At 71.2% G+C, this 21,707-nt stretch carries 21 protein-coding genes; 13 read left to right on the top strand and 8 right to left on the bottom strand.

Features of this window, described 5'->3' with window-relative positions:
- Positions 1–144: 144 nt before the first annotated feature.
- On the bottom strand, positions 145–903 hold the full coding sequence (locus tag ACWGUG_RS01590) for an IclR family transcriptional regulator (RefSeq protein ID WP_452323616.1): 759 nt from the start codon (positions 901–903) through the stop codon (positions 145–147).
- Between the two features lie 51 nt (positions 904–954).
- Between ACWGUG_RS01590 and ACWGUG_RS01595 the strand changes: the two genes are divergently transcribed.
- The 3 genes from ACWGUG_RS01595 (at position 955) to ACWGUG_RS01605 (ending at position 4,473) form a co-directional block, all read left to right on the top strand.
- The gene (locus tag ACWGUG_RS01595) at positions 955–1,707 is read left to right on the top strand and encodes an IclR family transcriptional regulator (RefSeq protein ID WP_336394282.1); all 753 of its coding nucleotides are present in this window, start codon (positions 955–957) and stop codon (positions 1,705–1,707) included.
- A gap of 269 nt (positions 1,708–1,976) precedes the next feature.
- Positions 1,977–3,164, top strand: coding sequence for a 4-hydroxybenzoate 3-monooxygenase (locus tag ACWGUG_RS01600; protein ID WP_452323617.1), 1,188 nt, complete (start codon positions 1,977–1,979; stop codon positions 3,162–3,164).
- Positions 3,165–3,246: 82 nt separating this feature from the next.
- Positions 3,247–4,473 (top strand): MFS transporter, encoded by a 1,227-nt coding sequence (locus ACWGUG_RS01605; RefSeq protein ID WP_452323618.1) that lies wholly within the window; start codon positions 3,247–3,249, stop codon positions 4,471–4,473.
- 65 nt (positions 4,474–4,538) lie between these two features.
- Here ACWGUG_RS01605 and ACWGUG_RS01610 read toward each other — a convergent pair whose 3' ends face one another.
- Entirely contained in the window at positions 4,539–5,003 is a 465-nt protein-coding gene (locus ACWGUG_RS01610; protein ID WP_452323619.1) for a MarR family winged helix-turn-helix transcriptional regulator, read from the bottom strand.
- Between the two features lie 131 nt (positions 5,004–5,134).
- Between ACWGUG_RS01610 and ACWGUG_RS01615 the strand changes: the two genes are divergently transcribed.
- From ACWGUG_RS01615 to ACWGUG_RS01635, 5 genes are all read left to right on the top strand, one after another.
- Positions 5,135–6,085 carry an SDR family oxidoreductase gene (locus tag ACWGUG_RS01615; protein ID WP_452323620.1) on the top strand — a complete coding sequence of 317 codons (951 nt, stop codon included), beginning with the start codon at positions 5,135–5,137 and terminating at the stop codon, positions 6,083–6,085.
- Between the two features lie 68 nt (positions 6,086–6,153).
- The gene (locus ACWGUG_RS01620) at positions 6,154–7,041 is read left to right on the top strand and encodes an amidohydrolase family protein (protein WP_378878781.1); all 888 of its coding nucleotides are present in this window, start codon (positions 6,154–6,156) and stop codon (positions 7,039–7,041) included.
- A 1-nt stretch (position 7,042) separates the two neighbouring features.
- Positions 7,043–8,233, top strand: a complete 1,191-nt coding sequence (locus ACWGUG_RS01625; RefSeq protein ID WP_452323621.1) for an acyl-CoA dehydrogenase family protein — start codon at positions 7,043–7,045, stop codon at positions 8,231–8,233.
- Between the two features lie 21 nt (positions 8,234–8,254).
- Positions 8,255–8,707, top strand: coding sequence for a MaoC family dehydratase (locus ACWGUG_RS01630; protein WP_336394275.1), 453 nt, complete (start codon positions 8,255–8,257; stop codon positions 8,705–8,707).
- Between the two features lie 49 nt (positions 8,708–8,756).
- Complete coding sequence (locus tag ACWGUG_RS01635) at positions 8,757–10,280, top strand: acyl-CoA synthetase (protein WP_336394274.1); 1,524 nt, start codon at positions 8,757–8,759, stop codon at positions 10,278–10,280.
- A 172-nt stretch (positions 10,281–10,452) separates the two neighbouring features.
- On the opposite strand, the gene ACWGUG_RS01640 is transcribed toward ACWGUG_RS01635, so the two are convergent.
- The 5 genes from ACWGUG_RS01640 to ACWGUG_RS01660 form a co-directional block, all read right to left on the bottom strand.
- Positions 10,453–11,277, bottom strand: coding sequence for a PaaX family transcriptional regulator (locus ACWGUG_RS01640; protein WP_452323622.1), 825 nt, complete (start codon positions 11,275–11,277; stop codon positions 10,453–10,455).
- Complete coding sequence (locus ACWGUG_RS01645; RefSeq protein WP_378878788.1) at positions 11,274–12,077, bottom strand: ABC transporter ATP-binding protein; 804 nt, start codon at positions 12,075–12,077, stop codon at positions 11,274–11,276. The genes ACWGUG_RS01640 and ACWGUG_RS01645 overlap by 4 nt, the downstream gene beginning before the upstream one ends.
- Positions 12,070–12,894 carry an ABC transporter permease gene (locus ACWGUG_RS01650; protein WP_336394271.1) on the bottom strand — a complete coding sequence of 275 codons (825 nt, stop codon included), beginning with the start codon at positions 12,892–12,894 and terminating at the stop codon, positions 12,070–12,072. Before ACWGUG_RS01650 ends, ACWGUG_RS01645 begins: the two co-directional genes overlap by 8 nt.
- Positions 12,891–13,730: an ABC transporter permease gene (locus tag ACWGUG_RS01655; protein ID WP_336394270.1), complete on the bottom strand. Its 840-nt coding sequence runs from the start codon at positions 13,728–13,730 to the stop codon at positions 12,891–12,893. The genes ACWGUG_RS01650 and ACWGUG_RS01655 overlap by 4 nt, the downstream gene beginning before the upstream one ends.
- A 91-nt stretch (positions 13,731–13,821) precedes the next feature.
- On the bottom strand, positions 13,822–14,811 hold the full coding sequence (locus ACWGUG_RS01660) for an ABC transporter substrate-binding protein (RefSeq protein ID WP_336394269.1): 990 nt from the start codon (positions 14,809–14,811) through the stop codon (positions 13,822–13,824).
- A 331-nt stretch (positions 14,812–15,142) separates the two neighbouring features.
- Here ACWGUG_RS01660 and ACWGUG_RS01665 point away from each other — a divergent pair, with 331 nt between their 5' ends.
- The 4 genes from ACWGUG_RS01665 to ACWGUG_RS01680 all read left to right on the top strand — a co-directional run bounded on the left by ACWGUG_RS01665 (position 15,143) and on the right by ACWGUG_RS01680 (position 19,095).
- Positions 15,143–16,027: a methylenetetrahydrofolate reductase gene (locus tag ACWGUG_RS01665; protein ID WP_336394268.1), complete on the top strand. Its 885-nt coding sequence runs from the start codon at positions 15,143–15,145 to the stop codon at positions 16,025–16,027.
- Positions 16,024–16,899, top strand: a complete 876-nt coding sequence (gene purU / locus ACWGUG_RS01670; RefSeq protein ID WP_336394267.1) for a formyltetrahydrofolate deformylase — start codon at positions 16,024–16,026, stop codon at positions 16,897–16,899. Before ACWGUG_RS01665 ends, purU begins: the two co-directional genes overlap by 4 nt.
- A gap of 28 nt (positions 16,900–16,927) precedes the next feature.
- Positions 16,928–18,337: a vanillate/3-O-methylgallate O-demethylase gene (gene ligM, locus ACWGUG_RS01675; protein ID WP_452323623.1), complete on the top strand. Its 1,410-nt coding sequence runs from the start codon at positions 16,928–16,930 to the stop codon at positions 18,335–18,337.
- 113 nt (positions 18,338–18,450) lie between these two features.
- On the top strand, positions 18,451–19,095 hold the full coding sequence (locus ACWGUG_RS01680) for a PadR family transcriptional regulator (protein WP_336394265.1): 645 nt from the start codon (positions 18,451–18,453) through the stop codon (positions 19,093–19,095).
- A 48-nt stretch (positions 19,096–19,143) separates the two neighbouring features.
- On the opposite strand, the gene ACWGUG_RS01685 is transcribed toward ACWGUG_RS01680, so the two are convergent.
- Positions 19,144–19,611, bottom strand: a complete 468-nt coding sequence (locus ACWGUG_RS01685) for a MarR family winged helix-turn-helix transcriptional regulator (protein ID WP_336394264.1) — start codon at positions 19,609–19,611, stop codon at positions 19,144–19,146.
- A gap of 186 nt (positions 19,612–19,797) precedes the next feature.
- Here ACWGUG_RS01685 and ACWGUG_RS01690 point away from each other — a divergent pair, with 186 nt between their 5' ends.
- Entirely contained in the window at positions 19,798–21,585 is a 1,788-nt protein-coding gene (locus tag ACWGUG_RS01690; RefSeq protein ID WP_452323624.1) for a tannase/feruloyl esterase family alpha/beta hydrolase, read from the top strand.
- Positions 21,586–21,707 lie beyond the last annotated feature (122 nt).

Raw genomic sequence — 21,707 nt, forward strand, 5'->3', positions numbered from 1 at the left:
CGTCCCCCTTTGGTTCTCTCGGTCTCTTTCTTCCGGGTTTGGGGCGCCGTACGTTCGTTCGGGGCGCGCGCCGTGCGCCCCGAAGGGGCGGCATGCGCCCCAAACCCCGGGCGACTCCCCCAAACCCGGGCGACCGAGCCGGGCTCACGCGCCGCGGAGGTCGTGGTGGAGGTCCTTGGCCGACTGCACGACGAGGGGCCCGAGGCGCCGCGCGTCGGCGCGCTCGAGATGAACGACGAGGCCGATCGCGATGGGGGGAAGGCCCTCCACGCGCGGCAGGGCCGCGGCCACCGAGACGTTGCCGAGGGTCATCTCCTCGCGGGTCGTCGCGTAGCCGAGGGCCCGGGTGCGCGCGATGTCGGCGCGCAGGCCCGCCTCTGTGGTGATGGAGTTCACCGTCTCGCGCACCAGCGGCGCGCGGAAGTACTGCTGCAGCCAGGCCTCGTCCCGCGTGGCGAGCAGCGCCTTGCCGACCCCCGTGGTGTGCAGCGGCCCCCGCCCGCCCATGCGGCTCAGGGTCGGGATCGACTGGCGGCCGGTGAGGCGCCCGACGTACAGCGCGCTCGTCGTCTCGGGCGTGGCCCCGTCGAGCACGGCGAGGTGCACGTTCTCGCCCGTGGCCTCGTAGAGCCGCACCATGTGCGGCAGCGCCGTCTCGCGCAGTCGCAGCGACAGCGGCGACAGCTCGCCGAGCTCCCACAGCCGCGGCCCGATGGCGTAGGTGTGACCCGGACCCCGCGTCAGCAGCCCCTCGGCCACGAGGGTCGCGAGCAGGCGGTGCAGCGTCGACGAGGGGAGGCCGGTGCGCGCGGCGAGCACCGCCGCGGTGACGGCCGGCTCGTCGTCGGTGAAGCAGTCGAGCACCCTCAGGGTGCGCTCGAGCACGCCCTCGCCGTCCGCCATGGCTCCTCCCCGAGCGACGTTACCCGCCCGGGCGTGTGTCACAGTGGGCGCATGGCCAACTCGCCGACCGGCGACTCGATGACCGAGCGCATCGTGCGCGTGCTCGAGACGTTCACGGCCGAACGGTCGATGCAGTCGGCCGCCGAGATCGGGCGCCGCGCCGGGCTGCCGTCGTCCACCGCGCACCGCATCGTCGACGAGCTCGTCGCCGCCGGGCTGCTCGAGCGCGATGAGGACCGTCGCGTGCACCTCGGGATGCGGCTGTGGGAGCTGGCCCTCCGCGGCTCCACGGCGCTGCGCCTCCGGCAGGCCGCGCTGCCCCACATGGAGCGGGTGCAGGCGGCGATCCGCGAGCACACCCAGCTCGCGGTGCTCGAGCAGGACGAGGCGCTCTTCCTGGAGCGCCTCTCGCATCCCGACGCGGGCGCCAACATCACCCGCATCGCCGGACGCCTGCCGCTGCACGCCTCGTCGTCGGGCCTCGTGCTGCTGGCGCACGCGCCGGCCGCCCTCCGCGAGCGGGTGCTCGCCGGACCGCTGCGCGCCCTCGCGCCCGAGACGGTGACGGATGCCGCGCGCCTGCGCCGCCTGCTCGCCGAGGTCCGTCGCACCGGCGTGGTGGTGGCGCCGGGATCGATCGAGTCGGTGTCGACCGGCGTGGCGGTGCCGATCCGCGACGCGGGCGAGGTCGTGGCCGCGCTGTCGGTGGTGCTCCCCCGCGAGACGCCGCCCGACGCCGCCGTCGCGGCGCTCCGCGCCGCCGCCGCCGGCATCGAGGCCGCCCTCCGCACCGACCGCCGCTGAGCCCACGCCGGCCCGCGGCATCCGTCATCCCACCCCATCCTCATCCCCATCCCCACCCCCACCCCAACCCCCGCCGAGTTCGCGGTTCCTCGACGAGCGACCACGTCCTGGGCGCCCACAGCGTGGTCATTCGCCGAGTAACCGCGATGTCGGCAAGGGACGGGGTGACAGCCGTCCCGATGAACGGGAATCTACACACCGACGAGGTGGAGCGGGGTCACACTGGGGCGAGGCATCCGCACCCCCCTCACGTCGTCGAAGGAGACGTCATGACCACCACGATCAGCACCCGCGTCGCCATCGTCGGCGCCGGACCCGCCGGACTCCTGCTGGCGCATCTCCTCGGCAACGCCGGCATCGAGTCGATCGTCATCGACCAGCGCTCGCGCGAGGAGATCGAGACGACGATCCGCGCCGGCATCCTCGAGCAGGGCACCGTCGAGATCCTCGACGCGTCCGGAGCGTCGAGCCGCGTCCGCACCGTGGGCAACCGTCACGACGGCATCGAGCTGCGCTTCTCGGGCGCCGGCCACCGCATCGACTTCGCCGAGCTCGTCGGCCGTGGCGTGTGGCTGTACCCGCAGCACGAGGCGCTCAAGGACCTCATCGCCGCACGCCTGGACAAGGGCCAGGACCTCCGCTTCGGCGTCACCGCCGTGCGCGTCGAGGATGCGGCATCCGATCGTCCGCGTGTCATCGCGACCGACGCCGACGGTGCTCCGCTCGAGATCGAGGCGGACTTCGTCGTCGGCTCCGACGGCTCGCGCAGCGTCGTGCGCGAGGCGGTCACCGGCTCGTCGACCGGCGGCTACTTCCGCGAGTACCCGTTCGCGTGGTTCGGCATCCTCTGCGAGGCGCCGCCGAGCGCCGAGGAGCTCATCTACAGCAACTCCCCCGACGGGTTCGCGCTCATCAGCCAGCGCAGCCCCACGGTGCAGCGCATGTACTTCCAGTGCGACCCGAACGCCGACCCGAACGCGCTGAGCGAGGAGCACCTGTGGGAGGAGCTGCAGAAGCGCGTGCCCGGCACGACCCTCAGGGAGGGCCCGATCTTCCAGCGGGACGTGCTGCGGTTCCGCAGCTTCGTCGCCCACGAGCTGCTGCACGGTCGCGTCGCCCTCATCGGCGACGCCGCCCACACCGTGCCGCCCACCGGCGCGAAGGGCATGAACCTCGCGGTCGCGGACGTGATCGTGCTCGAGCGCGCACTGCGCGCGCTGCTGCTGGAGAACGACGACCGCCTCCTCCAGCAGTTCCCCGAGAAGGCGCTGCACCGCATCTGGAAGGCTCAGCACTTCTCCTGGTGGATGACCAACATGCTCCACGTCGCCCCCGACGCGTCGGACTTCGACCGCCTGCGCCAGCTGGGCGAGCTGCAGTCGGTGGTCGAGTCCGAGGCCGGCCGCCGCTTCCTGGCGGAGGCCTACACCGGCTGGCCCCTCGAGGGCCTCGCCTGACGCCCCTTCCTCGCACGAGGGCTGCCGCTGAACGGGAATGGACGGATGCCACGCCCGCCGCGTGGGCTATAGTCCGAGCCCTATGACCCCATCGTCGCGGACCGCTCCGCCGCGCACGCCGCGCACGGCGTCGGTGGCGATGCTGCTGGCGGCGGTGTGCCTGGTCGCGGCCAACATGCGCCCGGCCATCACGGGGCTCGGGCCGCTGCTCGACCAGATCGGCGCCGACACCGGGATGTCGCTGACCGCGCTCGGCGTGCTCGCGGCGGTGCCGCTGGTCGCCTGGGCGCTGTTCTCCCCCGTCGCGCACGAGCTCAGCCGCCGCTTCGGCCAGCCCCGCGTGCTGCTGTGGTCGCTGCTCGTGCTGCTGGCCGGCACGCTCGTGCGGTCGATCCCGGGGCCGGTCGTGAGCCTGTGGATCGGCACGGCGATCATCGGCGTCGGGATCGCGATCATCAACGTCCTCATGCCGGCCGTGGTCAAGCGCGAGTTCCCGGGCCGCGTGCCGGCGATGACCGCCGTGTACACCGCGCTGCTGGCCGGGATGGGTGCGGTCTCGTCCGGAGTCGTCGTGCCCATCTCGCACATCGAGGTCGGCGGCGAGGCGGCGGGCTGGCGATTCGCGCTGCTCGTCACGGGCGCGGCCCTGCTGCCCTTCGCCGTCGCGGCGTGGTGGTGGGCGCACCGCGGGGCCCGCAGCGTGCACGATCGCGCGAAAGCGCCGCGCGGTCGCACCGGGATCTGGTCGGATCCGATCGCCTGGCTGGTCGCGGTCTACATGGGGCTGCAGGCATCCATGTTCTACATGTTCGTGACCTGGCTCGCGCCGCTGTCGATGTCCACCGGTCGCTCGGAGGTCGTCGCCGGCGTCGACGTCATGGTCTACCAGCTGTTCTCGCTCGCCGGCTGCCTGCTGCTGCCGCTGATCCTCCGCGGGAGCCTCGAGCGCTGGGCCCCCGCGCTGATCCCGTCGCTCGCGATCATCGGCGTCGTCGGCCTGATGCTCGCCCCCGGCGCCGTGCTGGTGTGGGGCTCCCTCATCGGCCTCACCGGCGGCGCGACCCTCGCGATGTCGCTCACGCTGATGGCGCAGCGCGCCCGCGATCACGACACCTCCGCCGCGCTGTCGGGCATGTCGCAGTCGGTCGGCTACGTGATCGCCGCGCTCGGGCCGGTGGCCTTCGGCGGACTCCACAGCATCACCGGCGGGTGGACCGCGTCGCTCGCGCTGGTCCTGGCCGTGCTCGTGGGCCTCACCGTCGTCGGGGTGTTCGCCGGCCGCGACCGCTACGTGCTCGACCGCCGCTGACACGATGACGGATGCCGCGCCCCGCCGGCGCCGCTCTCCAACACCGACCCCGAACCCGGGAGCCGTCAGTCCTCGGGGAAGGCGAGCCGGCGCAGCAGGCCGGTGAGCAGCTCGCGCTCCTCCTCCGACAGCTGCGCGTGCACCCGCTCCTCCGCGACGCGCGCGGCCTCCCGGGCGGCGCCCGCGAGCGTGCGCCCCGCATCCGTGGCGACGACGACGTTCGCGCGCCGGTCGGAGGGGTCGGGCTGCCGCTCGACCAGACCGCGGGACTGCAGGTCGTCGACGAGGCTGACGACCTGGCTCGGGTCGAGGCGCAGGAACTCGGCGAGGTCGCGCTGCGAGGGCCGGGCATCGCCCGACGCCAGGACCAGCACCGAGAACGACCGCGCCTTCAGCCCGTGCTCTGCCAGCGCCGCGTTGCCCGCGGCGAGCGCGATCGCGTTCGCACGCGCGAGCAGGAAGCTCACGTCGTCGGCGAGCACCGAGGCGCGCAGGCCCGACGGGGCGACGGCGTCGGCGGATTTCGGCATGGCCACGAGCGTAGCCCAGTTCGTGGATGAACGAAATGATTGACATTTTCAACGGTTAGGTCTTCAATGGGTCCCGAACCTCGGTACGGCGCCCCGCGCCGACCGGGCCGCGACACGAAGGAGTCTCACGCATGTCATCCGACGTCACCCCGAGCGGCACCGCCCGCCCCCTCGACGGCAAGGTCGCGATCGTCACCGGCTCCGGGCGCGGGCTCGGCCTCGCCTACGCGCAGGAGCTCGCCCGGCAGGGAGCGGCCGTGGTGATCAACGACGTCGACGAGGCCACGGCCGCCGAGGCGGTCGCCGCGATCGAGGCCGAGGGCGGACGCGCCGCCGCGGTGGCGGCCCCCGTGGGTCCGACCGAGACCGCCGAGCAGCTCGTGCGCACCGCGGTCGACACCTTCGGCCGGCTCGACATCCTCGTCACGAACGCCGGCGTGCTGCGCGACACCGTGCTGTGGAAGATGAGCGACGACGACTTCGACACCGTCATCAACGTCCACCTCCGCGGCACCTTCACGTGCGTGCGGGCGGCCGCCACCTGGATGCGCGAGAACGAGGTCCCCGGCCGGATCATCGCGATCGGCTCGCCGACCGGGCAGCGCGGCAACTTCGGGCAGACCAACTACGCCGCCGCCAAGGCCGGCATCGTCGGCATGGTGCGCACGTGGGCGCTCGAGCTCAAGCGCGCGGGCATCACCGCCAACGCCGTCATCCCGGTCGCCGCGACCGCCATGACGGCCACCGTCCCGTACTTCGCCGCCGCCGTCGAGGCCGAGGCGGCCGGCGAGCCGATGCCCCCGTTCTTCCGCCACGACCTCGGCTTCGGCACCTCCGACGACGTGGCCGGGCTCATCGCGTACCTGGCATCGGATGCCGCCGCCGGCGTCACCGGCCAGGCCATCGGGATCGGCGGCGACCGGCTGCAGCTGTGGTCTCACCCCGAGCCGGTCGCGACCGCCTTCCACGACGGCGGCTGGTCGTACGACGATCTCGCCGCCGGCTTCGGCGACGCGGTGGGCGACCTGCAGACGGTCGGCGAGAAGTTCCCGCCGCTCCCCGACGACCTCCAGCGCCCCTGACCCGTCGGTCCCGTGCCTGTCGAAGCGCCCTTCGGCAGGCACGGGACCGAAGACCCGGAAGGCCCGACATGACCCGCTACGAACCCGCGATCGACCTCGACGCGATCACGGCGATCGACGTGCACGTGCACATCGAGGTCGACGGGCACGGGCACGCCTCGCTGCCGGGCGATCTCGCCGACGCCGCGGCGAAGTACTTCAGCACCGACGGGCCGAACCCCGACCTGGACTCGGTCGCCGCGTACTACCGCGAGCGGCGCATGGCCGCCGTCGTGTTCACCGTCGACGCCGAGACGCAGCTGGGTCACGCCCCGCTCTCGAGCGCCGACATCGCCGAGGGCGCCGCCCGCAACAACGACGTGCTCATCCCGTTCGGCTCGGTCGACCCGCGTCGGCCCGATGCGCTCGACCGCGTGCGGCGGCTCATCGACGAGCACGGCGTGCGCGGCTTCAAGTTCCACCCGACGGTCCAGGGCTTCGACCCCTCCGACGAGGCCCGCTTCCCGCTGTACGAGGCGCTGCAGGAGGCCGGGGTCGTCGCGCTCTTCCACACCGGCCAGACCGGCATCGGCGCCGGCCTGCCGGGCGGGCGGGGGCTGCTGCTCGGGCTGTCCAACCCGATCCTGCTCGACCCGGTGGCCGCGCGCTTCCCCGACCTGCAGATCATCATGGCCCACCCCTCGGTCCCCTGGCAGGACGAGGCGCTCTCGGTCGCCACGCACAAGCACAACACCTGGATCGACCTGTCCGGCTGGAGCCCGAAGTACTTCCCGGAGTCGCTGGTGCGCGCCGCGAACTCCTACCTCAAGAGGCGCGTGCTGTTCGGCTCGGACTTCCCGCTCCTCACGCCCGACCGCTGGATGACGGATGCCGAGACCGCCGGCTCCTTCAAGCCCGAGGTCCTGCCCGGCATCCTGAAGGACAACGCCGCACGCCTGCTGGGACTCGGGGGCTGACATGCCTGCGCTCGAGTCGGATGCGACGTTCGGGTTCGACCCGTATGCGATCGCTGCCGCGCACCTGAGCCCGGCCGCGCGCGCGGCGCTGGCGCGGCTGCAGCAGACGCTGGATCGCAGCATCCGTCCGCTCCTCGCCCAAGCGTGGGAGACGGCGACCATGCCGGCCGGCGTCCTGGACGCGCTCATCCCCCTCGATCTGATGCAGCCGGAGGGGGTGGATGCCGCCGAGGCGGCGTCGAGCATGTACTCGGGCTTCCGCAACTACGTGCTGGCCCGCACCGACGTGTCGGTGGCCACCCTGTACAACGCGCAGTCCGGACTCTTCCGTACCGCCGTCGCGCTGGGCGGGTCGCCGGAGCAGGCTGCGGAGCTCGACCCCCGTGTGCGCAGCTTCGACCTCAAGGGCGTGTTCGCGCTCACCGAGCCGGAGCACGGCTCCGACATCGCCGGCGGGCTCGCGACGGCCGCGCGGCGCGACGGCGGCGACTGGGTGATCGACGGCCGGAAGAAGTGGATCGGCGGGGCCGCGGCATCCGACGTCCTCCTGGTCTTCGCCCGCGACGTCGACGACCACGCCGTCAAGGCGTTCCTGGTGCCGACCGACGCCGAGGGCGTGCGGCTCGAGGCGATGACCGGCAAGGTCGCGCTGCGTCCGATGCAGAACGCGATCATCACCCTCGACGGCGTGCGTGTGGCCGAGACGGCGCGCCTCCACAACGTGAACGGGTGGCGCGACGTCTCGCGGATCCTGCGGGCGATGCGCTCAGACGTGGCGTGGATCGCCACCGGCCTGCAGGCCGGCGCCCTCGACGCCGCGGTCCGCTACGTGCGCGAGCGCCACCAGTTCGAGCGCCCCATCGGCGGCTTCCAGCTCGTGCAGGAGAAGCTGGCGCGCATGCTCGGCAACACCGTCGCCTCGCTCGCCCTCGTGGTGCAGCTGTCCGCCCGGCAGGACCAGGGCGAGTTCGCCGACGAGAACTCCGCCCTGGCCAAGATGCAGACCGCGCGCCTCGCGCGCGAGACGGTCGCGCTCGGCCGCGAGGTGCTCGGCGGCAACGGCATCCTGCTCGAGCACGACGTCGCGCGGTTCTTCGCCGATGCCGAAGCCGTGTACTCCTACGAGGGCACGCACGAGATCAACGCCCTCATCGTCGGCCGCGCGCTCACCGGCGCGTCGGCCTTCACCTGACCCGTCCACGAAGGAGAAACCATGACCACCACCGTCGACTACGCCGACGTCGCCGGCCTCGCCGGCACCGACCTCGGCCACACCGAGTGGTTCGAGATCACGCAGGACCGCGTGAACCTCTTCGCCGATGCCACCGACGACCACCAGTGGATCCACGTCGACCCGGCGCGCGCGGCGGAGGGGCCGTTCGGCGGTCCCATCGCGCACGGCTTCCTCACCCTGTCGCTCGCGGTCAAGTTCTGGTCGGAGCTCTTCGACGTGACCGGCGTCACGACGCGCGTGAACTACGGCCTCGACAAGGTCCGGTTCGTCTCGCCCGTGCCCGTGGGCGCCCGCGTGCGCATGACCGCCGTCATCGCCGAGGTCACCGAGGTGCGCGGCGGCTACCAGTTCGCCGTCGACCAGACCATCGAGATCGAGGGCGCCGAGAAGCCCGCCGTCGCGGCGCGCGGCCTGTACCGCTTCTACGCCTGATCGGCTCTTCCGACCCGCACGCTTCCTCGAGGGAGAGGACCCCGCAACGATGCACGAGGGAATCGGGTTCTGGCTCGCCAAGCGGCGGCTGAAGGACCCCGACAAGACGGCCGTCGTCTTCGGCGACGACGAGCTGAGCTATCGCCGGCTGGCGGATGCCGCCGACCATGTCGCCGCCGTGCTGTGGCATCGCGGCATCCGCCGTGGCGACGCCGTCGCCTACATCGGCGAGAACAGCCCGCAGTTCCTGCAGGTGATGTTCGGCGCGGCGCAGCTGGGCGCCGTCTTCGTGCCGCTGAACACGCGGCTCGCCGCTCCCGAGATGCAGCACATCCTCGTCGACTCGGGGGCACGCGCCGTCGTGCTCGACCCCGAGTTCCTGGAACGCGCGATGCCGGGCATCGAGGCGGGGCGCATCGCCCACGTCATCGTGACCGGCGAGGGGCTGCCGGGGCACCCGGGTCTCGCCCGCCTCGTGGCCGAGGCCCCCGGCGGCCACACCGTCGCCGACGTGGGCCTGGACGACCCGGCGGCCATCATCTACACGTCGGGCACCACGGGGCGTCCGAAGGGGGCCGTGCTGAGCCACGGCAACCTCACGTGGGTCGCGGTCAACTGCATCGTCGACTACGACGTCGTCTCGACCGACGTCTCGCTGATGATCTCCCCGCTGTTCCACGTCGCGTCGCTGGGCATGGGCGCGCTGCCGGTGATCCTCAAGGGTGCGACGCTCGTCCTCGAGAAGGGCTTCGAGCCAGGTCGCGCGCTCGCGCAGATCCAGCGCCACGGCGTCACGATGCTCAGCGGCGTGCCGACCACGTACCAGATGCTGGCCGACCACCCGGACTGGGCGGCGACCGACATCTCGACGCTGCGGAAGCTCACGTGCGGCGGCTCGGCCGTGCCCACCCGCATCCTCAATGCCTACGAGGAGCGCGGGCTGTCGTTCTCGCAGGGCTACGGCATGACCGAGACCTCGCCGGGCGCGACGTCGCTCGCACCGTCGAAGACCCGCGAGAAGCAGGGCAGCGTCGGCCTCCCGCACTTCTTCACCGAGGTGCGCATCACCGACGAGCACGGTGACGTCGTGCCGCGCGGCACCGTCGGCGAGATCGAGATCTCGGGGCCCAACGTCTTCCTCGGCTATCACGGCCAGCCCGAGGCGACGGCGGCCGCGTTCACCGACGACCGCTGGTTCCGCTCGGGCGATCTCGGCTACCTCGATGCCGACGGCTACCTCTACATCGCCGATCGCCTCAAGGACATGATCATCTCGGGCGGCGAGAACATCTATCCCGCCGAGGTCGAGAACCTCATCTCCGACATCGAGGGCATCTCGGGCGTCGCTGTCGTCGGCGTGCCCGACGAGCGCTGGGGCGAGGTGCCGTGGGCGGTCGTGACGCTCAAGGAGGGTGCGGAGGTGGACACCGAGATCGTGCGCTCCCACCTGGACGGCGTGCTCGCGCGCTACAAGCTGCCGAAGAACGTCGTCGTGGTGGAGGAGCTGCCGCGCACCGCCTCGGGCAAGGTGCGCAAGGCCGACCTGCGCGCGCGGTTCGGCGAGAGCCGATGAGCACGCGGCTCGACCCCCCGGCAGTCTCCCCCGACCCGCGCGCCCACCCGTCGACAGGTCAACCGGCCCTCTACAGGAGGCAGCGGACCGGATCGGTCCTGTAGAACCGCGGTCGACCTGTTGAGAGCCAAGGGTCGCGAGGCCGGCACGCGCGCTGGGACCGACGGCAGTGTCAGTCGACGAGGCCGGCGAAGTCCCGCACGGCCGGGAAGGCGAACTCCCGGTGCCGCCGCGTGAACAGCTCGGCGGAGCGGTCGGCCGGCCAGTCCTCGCCCATGTACTGGCGCGGCAGCCGGGGGTCGGCGCGCAGCAGCGCGAGCCAGTCGGCGACGAGCAGGGTCCGCGCGGTGACGGCAGGGAGATCGGATGCCGCATCCTCGCGCTCCCAGTGCGCGATGAACTCGAGGTGCGCCTCGCGGATGCGCTCGATGTCCCACGCCACGCGCACCGCCTCGGCCATCGGGAACCCGTCGAGCTCGGTCGCCGAGAACGCGGTGACCGAGCCCGGGGGCAGGTCGGGGATGATCGCATCCAGCGCGGCAGCGAGGTCCACCGCCCCGGGGGCGATCCACAGCCCGTCGCGCAGCACCGCGAATCCCGACCACGTCAGCGCGGCGCGCAGGCGGTGCCGCAGGTCGCGGAGGTGCTCGGGGACGCTGAAGGTGACGAGCGTCCAGCCCTCGCCCTGGGGCTCGAACGGCGCGGGCCCGTTCACGCGGCCCGACGCCTCGCGCAGCACCTCGCTGCCGTGGGAGGTCAGCTCGAACCCGATCTCGCGCCCGAGGCGCCGGCGTTCGAGCACCCCGCTCGCGACCATGCGGTCGAGGTTGGTGCGCACGGCGGAGGCCGCCACGCCCGCGCTCTCGAGGGTGCCGATCAGCACGCTCGCGCGCAGCGGTGCGAAGTACCGGTCGCACACGAACTCGCCGAAGAAGGCCAGCAGCAGCTGCCTCGGCTTGCGCGTGAGGACCGAGCCCTCGACGGGGAGAACGCTCACGCCGCCCCCGGGCGGACGGCCTCGCCGCGCTTGGCACGCTGGATCTGCTCGTACACGTGGGTGCGCAGCTCGGTGAAGCGGGGCAGCGCGCGGGTGGTGATCTGGTCGCGGTCGGCCTCGAGGTCGATCGCGAGGTCCTCCTGCACCCAGGTCGGCGACTTCGACAGCACGATCACCCGTTCGCCGAGGTAGACCGACTCGTCGATGTCGTGCGTCACGAAGAGGATCGACATGCCCCGCTCGCGGTGGAGCGTGCGCACCAGGTCCTCGAGGTCGGCGCGGGTCTGGGCGTCGACGGCGGCGAACGGCTCGTCCATGATGAGCACCTCGGGCTGGTACGCGACGGCGCGGGCGATCGCGACGCGCTGCTGCATGCCGCCGGACAGCTGCCACGGGTAGCTCTTGGCGGCGTGGTCGAGGCCGACGGCCGTCAGCGCGTCGTCGATGAGCCGGTCGCGGTCGGTGCGCGAGAGCTTCTTGTGCTTGAGGGGCAGCTCGACGTTGCCGCGCACGGTGAGCCAGGGGTAGAGGCTGCGGCCGTACTCCTGGAACACGAGCGCCATCTTGGGCGGCGGCGCGGTCACGCGCTTGCCGTCGAGCTCCACCACCCCGGAGGTGGGCCGCAGCAGGCCGGCGATGCACTTCAGCAGCGTCGTCTTGCCGCACCCGGAGGGGCCGACGATGCACACCAGCTCGCCGGCATCCATCCGGAAGCTGATGTCGCCGATCGCCTCGACGTTCCCGGTCGTCGATTCGTACACCTTGCGCAGGTGCTCGACCTTCAGCAGCGTGTCAGGCACGCTCCACCTCCTTGATTCCGTGGTACCAGCGCAGCACGCGACGCTCGACGAGCCCGAAGATCGTCGCGAGCAGGATGCCGATGAGGCCGAGCAGCAGGATGCCGCTCCACATCTCGGCGATGAGGTAATTGCGCTGGAAGTAGACGATCTGATAGCCCAGGCCGGACGACGAGTACGCCAGCTCCGAGATCACCATCAGGATGAGGGCGATCGACAGCGACTGCCGCACGCCGGCCATGATGCGCGGACTCGCCGCGGGCAGCACCAGGTAGCGCAGGCGCTCCATGGGCGTCACGGCGAAAGAGCGGGCCGTCTCGGTCATGACCGAGTCCGTGGCGCGCACGCCCTCGATCGTGTTGAGCAGGATCGGCCACACCGAGCCCACCACGATCACGACGATCTTCATCGCGTCGGTCGGTCCCATCAGCACGACGACGATGGGCAGCAGCACGGGAGGGGGGACCGCGCGGAAGAACTCCAGCATCGGCTCCAGCAGCTCGCGCAGCCATCGGTTCAGGCCGATGAGGGTGCCCGCGACGATGCCGACGAGGATCGAGATGACGATGCCGATCGCGAGGCGGCCGAGGCTCGGCAGCACGTCGGTGATGAAGGCCGGACCGATCCAGGTGTCGATGAACGCGTCGAGGATCTCGAGCGGCGGCGGGAAGAACGTGGCCGTCGTGAAGCTCGCCCAGATGCCCCAGATGATGAGCAGCAGAAGGGGCAGCCCGATCGCGTACAGCGTGTTCTCGCCGATCTTCGCCCAGACGCGGGACGGCCGCCGGGGGGTCACCACGGTGCTGGTGTAGAGCGTCACAGCACTTCCTCCCCTCGCACCGACTGGTGCCAGGCCAGCGAGCGACGCTCGATCGCGCGGAACACCAGGTTGATGAGCAGGCCCAGGATGCCGGTCACGATGACGAGCGCATACACGGTGGGCCAGTTGCCCGCGGACTGCGCGAACACGATCTCGCGCCCGAGGCCCGGGTTGCCGATGAACATCTCGGCCGTGATGGCCAGGATCAGCGCGACCGCCGCCGCGAGCCGCAGACCCGTCATGAGGTACGGCAGGGCGGTCGGGAACACCAGGTTCACGATCCGCGAGCCGCGCGAGAGGCCGAAGCTGCGGGCGGTGTCACGGGCGACCGTGTCGACGTCGGCGACGCCGTACAGCACCTGGATGAAGACCTGCCAGAAGCTGGCGTAGACGATGATGACGAGCGCCGCCTCGATCCGCAGCCCGAACATGAGGATGGCGAGCGGGATGAGTGCGACCGACGGGATCGGGCGGAGGAATTCCACCGTGGTGTGGGTCGCGCGGCGCAGGAACGGGACGAGTCCGATGACCGTGCCGAGCACCGTCGCGAGCACCGTGGCGATGGCCAGGCCGATGCCCCAGGCGGTCATCGTGCGCCCGACGTTGCGCCAGAACTCGAGGTCCCGCAGCTCCTGCCCGAGCGCGGCGAGCGTCGTGGTCGCGCTGGGGAAGTAGCGCGGATCGACCAGGCCGAGCGTCGGCAGCAGCTGCCATGTGACGAGGAATCCGACGACGCCGGCGACGCCGAGGGCGAACTTGCGGAGGGTGCGCATCCGTCGCGCGCTGCGTCGGCGCGGCGGTGTGGCGACGATCATGGGGGCGTCGGCGACGGCCATCGGCGGGTCCGATCGGTGGAGGGGCGGCGTCGGGAGGGCAGGAGGGAGGGAGCGGATGCCGCAGCGCGCGGCATCCGCTCACTCCACGCCGTCACTGCTGCTGCAGCAGGCGGTCGTAGTCGGGCTCGGCGTCGATGTACGCGAACTCGACCGCCAGGGCGCCGAGGTCTTCGATGCCGGCGTCGGCGAGGTCCCACGTGAAGGTCGGCAGCGTGATGCCGGCGGCCGCCTCCTCGGGGATCTCGAGGTTCGTCGCGATCGCGGCGCGGACCGCCTCCTCGTTGCCGGCCGCCCAGTCGAGGGCCTCAGCCATCGCCTCGGAGTAGGCCGTGACGAGCTCGGGGTCCTCGTCCATGAGCGCCTGCGTCGTGATGTTGGTCAGCACCGTCAGCCCGGGGATCGTCGCCTGGTAGGGCTGGACGACCGAGACGCCGCCGCCGCCCACGATCATGCCGCGGAACGGGTCGGGAGCCCAGGCGGCGTCCATGGTGCCGGCCTCGAGCTGCGCCGGCACGTCGGGGAAGGCGACCTCGACGAACTCGATCGTCGAGGGGTCGCCGCCGTCGTCCTGCACGGCCTTGCGGATGGTGAGGTCGCCGGCCGCGCCGATCGTGTTGACCGACACCTTCTTGCCCGCCAGGTCGGCGGGACGCGCGATGCCCGAGTCGCCGAGCGCCACGACGGCATTGACGTCGTCGCCCTCGGCGATGCTGTTGGCGTAGTTGCCGACGATGACGACGCCGAGGTCCTGGAGGTCGGCGCGGATCGGGCCGAACGGCTGGCCGATGGCGAACTGGATGTCGCCGCTGAGCAGCGCCGGGATCGCGTTGGCGCCGCCCTGCGAGGGGACGACCTCGATCTCGAGGCCGTGCTCCTCGAAGATGCCCTCGTCGATCGCGGCCCAGAGCGCGCCGGTCTCGGCGATGGGGAGCGCGGCGACGCGGACGGTCGTCAGGTCGCCCGAGCCGGCGTCTCCGCCGTCGGACGGGCTCGAGGCGGGATCGGCGCCGGAATCGGTGCAGCCGGCCAGGGCGATAGCGGCGGCGGCGAGTACGCCGACGGTGGCAAGACTCTTCTTCATTGACGGGCCTCTCATGACTGTGCGGGTTCACCGGCCGCCGGGTCCGTCCGACCGGAGTCGGAGTCCCCACCTCGGCGTGCCGGACAAGAGTCATGGTGCGCCACCCTCGAGCGATTGTCAATGGTTTCGTGACGCCCGTCACGATTTTCTTGAAGAACAGGTTCCGGGCGGGTGCGGCATCCGCTCAACGGAATCGACCCGTCGCCACCGCGGTCCGCGCACCGAACATGGAGGTCACGCACACGACGTGCCTATTGCCATTACCTATGGTGATAGGTATTCTCTGGATACCGGGACGCAGCGACGCACCCGGACGAGGAAAGGACCTCCCATGGCGCACCCGACCCCCGCCTCACCCTCGGCGGCCGCTCTGGTCGACGGCTTCTCGCTCGAGATGACGGGCAAGGACGTTCCCGGCCTCGAGGAGGCCCGCGAGACCATCCCGCAGGGGACGAAGATCAACGTGACGTTCCTCGGCAACGAGGACCTCGAGATGCGGGTCGCCGCGGCCAAGGCCGTCAAGGAGATGGGCTTCGTCCCCGTCGCCCACATCTCGGCACGGCGGCTGGAGTCGCAGGAGCAGCTCGAGGAGTTCCTCGCCCGCCTGCAGGAGGTCGGGGCCACCGAGCACGTCTTCGCGGTGGGCGGCGACCCGGCCGAGCCCGCAGGCCCGTACCCCGACGCCCTCACCCTGATCCGGTCGGGCCTGCTGAAGAAGTACGGCGCGCGCGAGGTGTCGATCGCCGGCTACCCCGAGGGTCACCCCGACATCCCGGAAGACGTGCTGTGGCGCCACCTCGACGAGAAGGCGCTCGCCCTCGCGCAGCAGGGGCTGGATGCCGTCGTCCTCACGCAGTTCGCCTTCGACACCGACCCGGTCATGGCGTGGATCGACCAGGTGCGCGAGCGCGGCATCGACGCGCAGATCCGCATCGGCACCCCCGGTCCCGCCGGCATCAAGCGCCTGCTCGGCTTCGCCCGCCGGTTCGGCATCGGCGCCAACGCCATGATCGTGAAGAAGTACGGCTTCTCGCTGACCAACCTCATGGGCACCGCCGGACCCGACCGCTTCGTCTCCGACCTCGCGGAGCTGCTCGCCGCCGACCCGAAGTCCGGCGACGTCAAGCTGCACTTCTACACGTTCGGCGGACTGCTCGCGACGAGCACCTGGGCGCGCGAGTTCGTCGCCGCGCAGTCCTCGGGGGCGCGCCGATGACGGCCCACCTCGAGACGCACCGCGACCACGCCTGCCTGATCGTCCACGGTCCCGATCAGCCGGGGCTCGTCGCGGCGGTGACCGCGCTGATCGCCCGCAACAAGGGCAACATCGTCACCCTCGACCAGTACTCCGACAACCCCGAGGGCGGCGAGTTCTTCCAGCGGGTCGTGTTCCACCGGCCCGACCTGCAGGCGGCCCTGCCCGAGATCGAGGCCGATCTCGACAAGACGCTCGGTCCGCTCGAGATGGAGTGGCGCGTGACCGACCAGTCCATCCCCAAGCGCATGGCGATCCTGGTCTCGACCAGCGACCACTGTCTGCTCGAGCTGCTGTGGCGCCACCGCCGCGGCGAGCTGCCGGTGACGATCCCCATGGTGATCTCCAACCACACCAACACCGCCGAGGACGTCCGCAGCTTCGGCATCCCGTTCTTCCACGTGCCGTCGCAAGGGCCCGACAAGTCGGCGGCCGAGGCGAAGATCGTCGAGCTGCTGAAGGGCAACGCCGACTTCGTCGTGCTCGCCCGCTACATGCAGATCCTCTCGGACACGTTCCTGGACGAGGTCGGCGTCCCGGTGATCAACATCCACCACTCCTTCCTCCCCGCCTTCATCGGCGCCGCGCCCTACCGCAAGGCCAAGGAGCGGGGCGTCAAGCTCATCGGCGCGACGAGCCACTACGTCACCGAGGATCTGGACGAGGGTCCGATCATCGAGCAGGACGTCGCGCGGGTGGACCACTCGATGTCCGCCGCGGACCTGCAGGCCCGCGGGGCGTACGTCGAGCGGGCCGTGCTCTCGCGTGCCGTGCAGTGGCACGCCGAGGACCGCGTGATCCGGCACGGCAACCACACCATCGTCTTCACCTGACCCATCACCAGAACAGAGAGGTTCCCCCATGGCGAAGAATCTGCAGGAGCTCATCGACGCGCAGAACGCCGTCGAGATGCTGCGCAACTCGCAGATCGGCTCGTACATCTACCCGGTGGTCCCCGCGGACTTCCAGAACTGGATCAAGGAGCAGAAGGCGTGGCGCGACACCGCCGTGCTCTACGACCAGTCGCACCACATGGACAATGTGTTCCTCAAGGGCTCCGACGCGATCAAGCTGATCTCCGACACGGCCATCAACTCGGTCGCGACGTTCCCGGTGAACCGCGCCAAGCAGTACGTGCCCACGACCGCGTCGGGCCACGTCATCGGCGACGGCATCCTGTTCCACGAGGCCGAGGACGAGTACGTGTACGTCGGCCGCGCTCCCGCGTCGAACTGGCTGATGTACCACGGTGAGACCGGCGGCTACGCGAACCTCGACGTCACGGTCGACCGGCGTTCGCCGTCGCGCCCGTACGGCGACGCCGTGAGCCGGCGCTACTACCGCTTCCAGATCCAGGGGCCGGCCGCGTGGCAGGTCATCGAGAAGCTCAACGGCGGCCCGCTCGAGCAGCTGAGGTTCTTCGCCATGTCCGAGATGCAGATCGGCGGGGCGAACGTCCGCACGCTGCGCCACGGCATGGCCGGAGCGCCGGGTCTCGAGGTGTGGGGCCCGTACGAGGACCACCACCGCGTGCGCGACCTCATCGTCGAGGCGGGCGCCGAGTTCGGCCTCGTGCCGGTGGGCTCGCGGGCCTATCCGTCGAACACCCTGGAGTCGGGCTGGATCCCGTCGCCGCTTCCCGCCATCTACTCGGGCGAGGCCGAGCGCGGCTACCGCGAGTGGCTGGGCGTCGACAGCTATGAGGCGACCGGAACGCTCGCGGGCTCGTTCGTGTCGCAGAACATCGAGGACTACTACCTCACCCCGTGGGAGCTCGGCTACGGCTCGTTCGTCAAGTTCGACCACGACTTCATCGGCCGCGACGCCCTCGAGAAGATCGACCCGGCCACCCAGCGCCGCAAGGTCACGCTGGCGTGGAACGCCGAGGACGTCACGAAGATCTTCGCGTCGCTCTTCGACACCGAGGGCGACAGCTTCAAGTTCTTCGACCTGCCGCTGGCGAACTACGGGTCGGCGAACTACGACGCGGTGACGGATGCCGGAGGCGACGTCGTCGGATTCTCGATGTTCACCGGCTACAGCGCGAACGAGAAGCGCGCACTGTCGCTCGCGACGGTCAACCCCGACGTGCCCGAGGGCGCCGAGGTCACGGTCGTGTGGGGCGAGCCCGACGGGGGCACGAAGAAGGCGTCGGTCGAGCCGCACAAGCAGCTCGAGGTCCGCGCCGTCGTCTCTCCGGTGCCGTACTCGACGGTCGCCCGCCAGACGTACCACGGCGGCTGGCGCACCGGGTACCAGGAATCCGCCTGACCCGCACCGACCCGAGGGGGTCCGCCCGCGCCGGGCGGGCCCCCTCGCACATTCCGTCACGGCGGCGGAGGAGGCATCCGCCGCTCGCTAGTCTCGGGAGGGAGAGGAGTCGCATGAGTCTGCGGTACGCGCTGCTGGCGATCCTGCGGGTCGGCCCGCTGTCGGGCTACGACCTGCAGAAGCAGTTCCACCAGTCCGTCGGTCACGTGTGGCATGCGCCCGACTCGCAGATCTATCCGGAGCTGCGCAAGATGGAGGAGCTCGGCCTCATCGAGGGCGAGGAGCAGCCGCGAGGCGAGCGCGGCACGCGCCGGATGTATCACGTGACGGATGCCGGCAACCAGGCGTTCCTCGACTGGATGGCCGCTCCCCTGGACTACCAGCGGGTGCGCGACCCCGCCCACCTGCGTGCCGCCTACCTCGAGGCGGCCCCGCCCGAGGCCGCGCGCGCCTTCCTCGAGCGGCACATCGCGCAATGGGAGGGCGAGCTCGCGCAGTGGGAGGGCGAGCTCGAGCGCATCGACGCGGTCGCCAACCCCATGCTCGTGCGGCGGCTGGCCGTGACGTCGGAGGCCGACCGCGAGCGCACCATCGCCTACAAGCGCTTCGCCTACGAGGGGCTCGTCGAGCGCGCCCAGGGCGAGATCGCCTGGGCGCGCCGCGGGCTGGAGCTGGTCGATCGCCTGGACGGCTCGGCTGTCTCGGGTTCCGCAGCCGAGGTTTCCGGCGCGGCGGTGTCCGGCGCCGCGAAGGGATAGGTCTCCCAGGCTCGGTGTGCCGCGAGGCGCGTCGGCGCTTCCCCGAGGTCAGCCCTCGCCGTCCGGGCCCTCGAGCTCGAACGCCAGGCGCCGCAGTGTCGTCACGGCGGCGGCGACCTCGTCTTCACTCAGACGCCGGAGGAGCTCGGCGAACGCCTCGTCGAGCGCCCGGCCGGCATCCTCCGCAACGGCGGCTCCCTGCGGCGTCGCGCGGATCAGCCAGACGCGGCCGTCGCGGGGATCTCTCGTGCGGACGACGAGCCCCATCGCGGCAACCTCGTCGACGAGCCTGACGACGTGCGCCTTGTCCAGCCAGAGGGCGCGCGAGACGTCCTGCTGCGACAGGCCTCCGGACGCCACGGCGATCTCCACGAGGGCGTAGCTGCGGGTGCGCAGCCCGAAAGGGGCGAGAACCCGATTCGACACCGTCGCCGCCGCCGACGCGAATCTCGCGGCGAGGAATCCTGGATTGGCGGCGAGCCGCCCCGCGGCGCGCGCGTCGCTCAGTGGTGCCAACGAATCCCCGTTCCGTGCCGGCTGTCTCGGTCGCAGTCTAGTCACGCGGTCGCGCGCTCACGGAGAAATACAGTTGCAATCTGCAACCATTATCTCTAGCTTGTGACCACGCCCGCAACGCAGCCGGCGCATCCCAGATCGTCCGGCGAGAACGACCTCGGCGGACCGGACCGGAAGAGGACTCCCATGTCACGCTTCTTCGATCGCGCTCGCCGGAGCATTCCACAAGACGAACGACCGCCACACGATCGCGCGCGGCGTCGCCTGTCATCGCTCATCGGTGCCGCCGCGGCATCCGTCATCCTCGTCGCCGGCCTCGCGGCTCCCGCCGCCGCGGCGCCGCCCGGGAACTCCGGAGAGCTGCCGCAGCTGTCCGCCGCGCAGCCCGGCGCACTTCAGGAGTGCGAGACGCTCACGGCGTTCACCTTCCCGTCGACGAAGATCGCGCAGGTGTCGCGGGTCGCGGCCGGCACGGTCAGCAACGGCGGGCGCCCGATCGGCGAGCACTGCCTCGTGCGCGGCAGCATGAACGAGCGCGTGAGCACCTTCGACGGGCAGACATATGCCATCGGGTTCGAGATGCGGCTTCCCGTCGACTGGGCCGGGCGCTTCCTCTACCAGGGCAACGGCGGACTGGACGGCTCGGTCACGCCCGCACTGGGCGCCACGCGCGGAGGCGAGAGCGGACTGCAGATGGGATTCGCCGTCATCAGCTCCGACGCCGGTCACAACGGCAGCCAGAACCCGCTGTTCGGTCGCGAGCCGCAGGCGCGGCTCGATTACGGCTACCAGGCCGTCGGCACCCTCACGCCGATGGCGAAGGCCCTCATCGCGGATGCCTACGGCCGGGGGCCCGACCGCTCGTACATCACGGGCGGGTCGAACGGAGGTCGCCACACGATGGTGGCCGCGGCGCGCTACGCCGACGAGTACGACGGGTTCCTGGCGATCGCGCCGGGCTTCAACCTGCCGCAGGCGGCGGTCGCCCAACTGTGGGGCGCCCAGCAGTGGGCGAAGGTGGCTGCGTCGCCAGCCGACCTCGGCACGGCCTTCACGCCGGCCGAGCGCACCCTCGTCGCTCAGGCGATCCTGACCCGCTGCGACGGGCTCGACGGTCTCGCCGACGGCATGGTCTTCGACAGCACAGCGTGCCAGCAGGCGTTCTCGATCAAGCGGGACGTGCCGCGCTGTGACGGCGAGCGCGACGGGACATGCCTGACGAAAGAGCAGCAGTCCGTCATCGAGGACGTGTTCGCCGGCGCGCGCACGAGCAACAACAAGGAGATCTACTCCTCGTTCCCGTTCGATGCTGGTCTCACGCAGAGCGGCTGGGCGGGCTGGAAGTTCGGCGCCCCGATCACCCGCGACGCGCCGGCCGTCGGCTTCATCTTCACGACACCGCCTGCCGACCCCAGCATCCTGGCCGATCTGCAGGGGTACGCGATGGGCTTCGACGTCGACACCGAAGCGGCGAAGATCTACGCCACGTCGGGCATCTACACCGAGAGCGCGATGTCGTTCATGACGCCGCCCGACCCCACGCACCTCGACACGCTGCGCGACCGCGGCGCGAAGATGATCGTGATCCACGGCGCTTCGGATGGCGTGTTCTCTCCCGATGACACCGCCGCCTGGTTCGACGAGCTCGACCGGAACGAGGGCGGTCACGCCGAGCAGTTCGCGCGGTACTTCGAGGTTCCCGGCATGGGCCATGTCGCCGGCGGACCGGCCACCGATCAGCACAGCGGGCTCGCCGCGCTGGTGGCCTGGGTCGAGCAGGGGGCCGCGCCCGAGCAGCTGGTCGCGTCGGTCAACCCCGCCAACCCCGAGGTGCCGGCCGATTGGTCGCCGACTCGCTCGCGCCCGCTCTGCGTCTACCCGCAGGTGCCGCAGTACATCTCAGGCGACCCGGAGAGCGCGTCGAGCTTCGCCTGCGGGATGCCGCACCCCGGCCTCGCCTACGGCACCCGCTGACGCGCCATCCGGCGTGCGCGAGAGGGTGGGTCCGGTCAGGACCCACCCTCTGTGGGATGCACATGTGAAGTGGCGGCCCGCCACGAAATCCCCCACCCGAAGACGCGATCTCATCGCACGGC

The organism is Microbacterium sp. NPDC055455 (assembly GCF_053619935.1).